Genomic DNA, 3,874 nt, shown 5'->3' on the forward strand with positions numbered 1-3,874 from the left:
TAATTATAGAATTAAAATCCCAAGTGTTCCTTCTATTGATTTAAGTAATGCAATAAATAAAATATATGTTGATGGTAAATTTATTTCAAATTATAAATTTTATTCTTATCCTCACACAAAACTAAAAACAGTAATTTCATCATTAAACGGAATTACTAATCAATACAATGGAAATACACTTTATTTTACTACAAAGTAAATCAAAAAGGATTGTCAATTAGGCAATCCTTTTTTTGTTAAAACGCGTTAATTAACAAAATTTTAAAATTTCATTTTTATAAAAATCCTATTTTTGACTTTTTAAAATTAAAATTTAATTATTATGAATGTTAAAATGGTATTTCAAAGAATCGTATTGGCTACTGCAATCACTATTTTGCCAATCACAACTTTTGCTCAAAACAATCGTTTCAATCAATTATCACAACAAAAAAACAATAGTTTCGAATTGCGAATTGACAACGCTATGACCGATGCACAATTGAAACAAGATGAAACAGATGCTAAGAAATTTGATTTTGAAGTTTCGTTTTCAGGTGTAAAACGTAACGATAAAAAACAAATTACGGCGATTAAAATTGCTTATAAAGATCAAGATGGTAATTCAGGAAATTATAATGTAAGTGGGGAAACGCCGATTAAACCAATCTCAATTAAAAAGCAATTTGATGGCACAGGAAAAGGCCTAATTAATATACAATCTGGTGCTTCACAAAATGATATGTTTGCGAATGGTTTTGATATGAAAGGGTTTAACGGGATGTTTAATAACGATATGTTTATGAATTTAGACAATAACGTTTTTAGAGGTTTAATTGATGGAAACACCATTGATTTAGATAAATTCAAAGAATTACAAGGTGGATTTCAAACCGATTCTTTAGGTGGAAATTTTAAATCATTTACTTTTAAAGATGGTGAAATTATGGGCGACAATCCGGATATGCAATTAGAAGAAGAAAAAATTGACGAAAACGGTACGATAACGAAAAAGTATTCAGATGGAAAAGGAAGTACTATGATTTTTTCAGAAAGAAATTTTTCTTCAAATGGCGAAAATAATGATGATTTAGAAAAGTTAAAAAAAGAAAACAAAATTCAAATTCAAAAAAACTTTCAATTAAAAGACGATTCTACTAAATCTGATTTAGAAAAACTAAAACAAGAATTGGAAAAAACCAAAACCGATTTAGAAAAGCTAAAAACGGATTTACAAAAGGATAAAGTGAAAAGTAAAAAGTAAAAAGGGAAAAGTGACAAAGTCTCATAGTTTCAAAGTTGCAAAGTAAAAAAAACCAGAATTTTCATATGAAAATTCTGGTTTTTTTAAATTCGTAAATCCAAAATCGTAATTCGTAAATTATCTGAATTCTTTCTTAATTCGAGCAATATCTCGTTTGGTATCATTTTCTTTCATTGTTTCACGTTTGTCGTAATTTTTCTTACCACGGCACAACGCAATTTCTACTTTTGCAAATCCTTTTTCATTCGTATACAATTTCAAAGGCACAATTGTTAACCCTTTGTTATCCGAATCTTTATCAAGTTTTCGAAGCTCTTTTTTATTTAAAAGCAGTTTTCGTTCGCTTTTGGCTTTGTGGTTGTAATGCGTTCCAAAAGCATATTCTTCTATTGTGGCGTTAATTAAAAACAATTCGGTTTGCTCGTTAAATTCGCAAAAACTTTCAGCAATAGATGCTTTCCCTAATCGTATCGATTTAATTTCTGTTCCTGTTAGTACAATGCCAGCGTCGTATTTGTCTATAATTTCATAGTCAAATCGGGCACGTTTGTTTAATATATTTATGATTTTTTGCATAGCTGACAAAATTAAGATTTATTTTGTAAGAAAACAGTTTATTTTTTATGATTTTGAAGGAATAGGAGAGTTAAATTAAAATTATGATTTTGAATCTCGAATGAAATCGCATATTTTTTTAGTAGTTTTGCATAAAATAAAAAATAATGTTTAAAATTTTAGCTAAAATTAATAAATCGATTTTACCAAGTTATTCCAGGCAACGTCTTGATTTAGCGAAAGCTACAAAATTACAAAAGGCAATTATTGCTTGGCGATATTATGTTACGATTCACGCTTTAGAAAAAAAACAAAAATAATTTTTTAAATTATCGAATATAGTTTTATATTTGCACCCACAAAAAAGGCCTCGTGGCGCAACTGAATAGCGCACTTGATTACGGCTCAAGAGGTTTCTGGTTTGAATCCAGACGAGGTCACAAATTATTCCCAAAACATTGAAATTATATGTTTTGGGATTTTTTTTGCTTAAAATATTTTTTTCTCACTTCAATAAATAAAGTAATGATTTGTGAATATTATGTATAAATTCATACTAATATTTTATTGTTTTTGTAGAATTAGTTCGACATTTTTTTTTATCTTGCGCCCTTAATTTTGATGACTAATTTTTTAAGAAAATTTAGTTGTCTACAATTTAATATTCTTATGAAAAAATATGTTTTTTTAATTCTTTTATTACTCTCGGGAAGTCTTTATTCTCAGGGTGTTTTCTTTAAAATGGGAAAAAATTATTCTTCATTTTCTTATAAAAATAACACACCATTTGCAGATAAAATTAAAATTAACGGAACGGGTAGTAGCTATGAGTTGGGTTATACAATGCCATTAAAATTTAAAGATTTTTCTTATTTGGGGAGTATAACTCTTAACGATTACAACGGAACAAGTGAGTCAAAAACAAATAATTTAGATTACAAAACGTCATATATTGGTTTGCAAAATGCGGTTAATTATCAGTTTTTTGATTCTTTTTATTTTTTCATTAGCGCGAAAGCGGGTTTAAATATGTCAACCATCATTTATGGAAAACAACAAGTAAATAATTCGACTTTTAATCTAACCGACAATAAAGATTTTTCAGGTTTAATATTACAACCCGTTTTAGGTTTAGATGCCAAATATTACATTTCTAAATCAGGTTATTTAAGTTTAGGTTGTAATGTAGCTAAAAGTATTTCATTAAATCCTTCAGCAGATAAAGTATCATTTAATACGTTCCAAATCCTTTTTGGAGGTTATTTCGAATTGAATAAAGACAAACATTTATGAGAAAAATAGTTTACTTAATTGCCTTATTTTGCACTTCGTTTTTCTATGCACAAACAAGTGGAATCACGTATCAAGCAGTAATATATCATCCTAATGGACAAAATATTCCGGGTGTTGATATTCAAAAAACTCCGATGGCAAATAAATCGCTTTGTTTGCAATTTTCATTAACTGATGATCTTTCGCAGTTAGAATATCAAGAAGTTATTCAAACAACTACTGATGAATTCGGTATGGTTAATCTGATCATTGGTACTGGAAATCAAACAGGAGGATATGCAAGTTCTTTCAATGCAATTGTTTGGAATACAAATACCAAAAAATTAAAAGTGCAATTAGATGTTAATGGCACATGTCAGCAATTCATTGTATTAAGTGATAATCCACTTTCAGCAGTTCCATTTGCATATGCTGCTGTTACTGCAAATAATGTTTCGGGTATTGTCGATATTCAAAATGGAGGTACAGGTGCCTCAAATTTAGCAGGTGCGAAAATTAATTTACAAATTGATAATGTAGATAATACTTCCGATAGTAATAAACCTATTTCAATTGCAACTCAAACAGTATTAGATACAAAAGAAATCACAGCGAATAAATCGACAAATACCACTTTAGGTTCGAGTGATGTTTTGTTTCCAACTCAGAATGCTGTAAAAACTTATGTAGATGCTCAAGTGGCTACAGCTACAATTGCAGATGCAGATGCAACTACAAAAGGTAAAATTAAATTGGCTGGAGATTTAGGAGGAACAGCAGATTTGCCAACCGTTCCAGGTTTAG

Annotated in this window: 6 protein-coding genes and 1 tRNA gene; 6 read left to right on the forward strand and 1 reads right to left on the reverse strand. The window is 28.8% G+C overall.

Going from position 1 to position 3,874, the window contains the following annotated elements:
* Both ACIQ16_RS10000 and ACIQ16_RS10005 read left to right on the forward strand, forming a co-directional pair.
* Positions 1–199 (forward strand): hypothetical protein (locus ACIQ16_RS10000; RefSeq protein WP_396151137.1); only part of this gene is annotated, 199 nt, incomplete at its 5' end.
* A gap of 123 nt (positions 200–322) precedes the next feature.
* Positions 323–1,243, forward strand: a complete 921-nt coding sequence (locus ACIQ16_RS10005; RefSeq protein WP_396151140.1) for a hypothetical protein — start codon at positions 323–325, stop codon at positions 1,241–1,243.
* Between the two features lie 117 nt (positions 1,244–1,360).
* Here the strand turns inward: ACIQ16_RS10005 and smpB are convergent, their stop codons facing one another.
* Entirely contained in the window at positions 1,361–1,819 is a 459-nt protein-coding gene (smpB, locus tag ACIQ16_RS10010; protein ID WP_353168565.1) for an SsrA-binding protein SmpB, read from the reverse strand.
* Positions 1,820–1,965: 146 nt separating this feature from the next.
* On the opposite strand from smpB, the gene ACIQ16_RS10015 reads away from it, so the two are divergent.
* The 4 genes from ACIQ16_RS10015 to ACIQ16_RS10030 form a co-directional block, all read left to right on the forward strand.
* Positions 1,966–2,118, forward strand: coding sequence for an SsrA-binding protein (locus tag ACIQ16_RS10015; protein ID WP_396151143.1), 153 nt, complete (start codon positions 1,966–1,968; stop codon positions 2,116–2,118).
* A 46-nt stretch (positions 2,119–2,164) separates the two neighbouring features.
* Positions 2,165–2,238 (forward strand) — tRNA-Arg (locus tag ACIQ16_RS10020).
* A 301-nt stretch (positions 2,239–2,539) separates the two neighbouring features.
* The gene (locus ACIQ16_RS10025; RefSeq protein WP_396151145.1) at positions 2,540–3,091 is read left to right on the forward strand and encodes a hypothetical protein; all 552 of its coding nucleotides are present in this window, start codon (positions 2,540–2,542) and stop codon (positions 3,089–3,091) included.
* On the forward strand, positions 3,088–3,874 hold a 787-nt coding region (locus tag ACIQ16_RS10030; protein ID WP_396151147.1), incomplete at its 3' end, for a hypothetical protein. The genes ACIQ16_RS10025 and ACIQ16_RS10030, both read left to right, overlap by 4 nt.

This window comes from Flavobacterium sp., from assembly GCF_044360715.1.
GTDB lineage: Bacteria > Bacteroidota > Bacteroidia > Flavobacteriales > Flavobacteriaceae > Flavobacterium.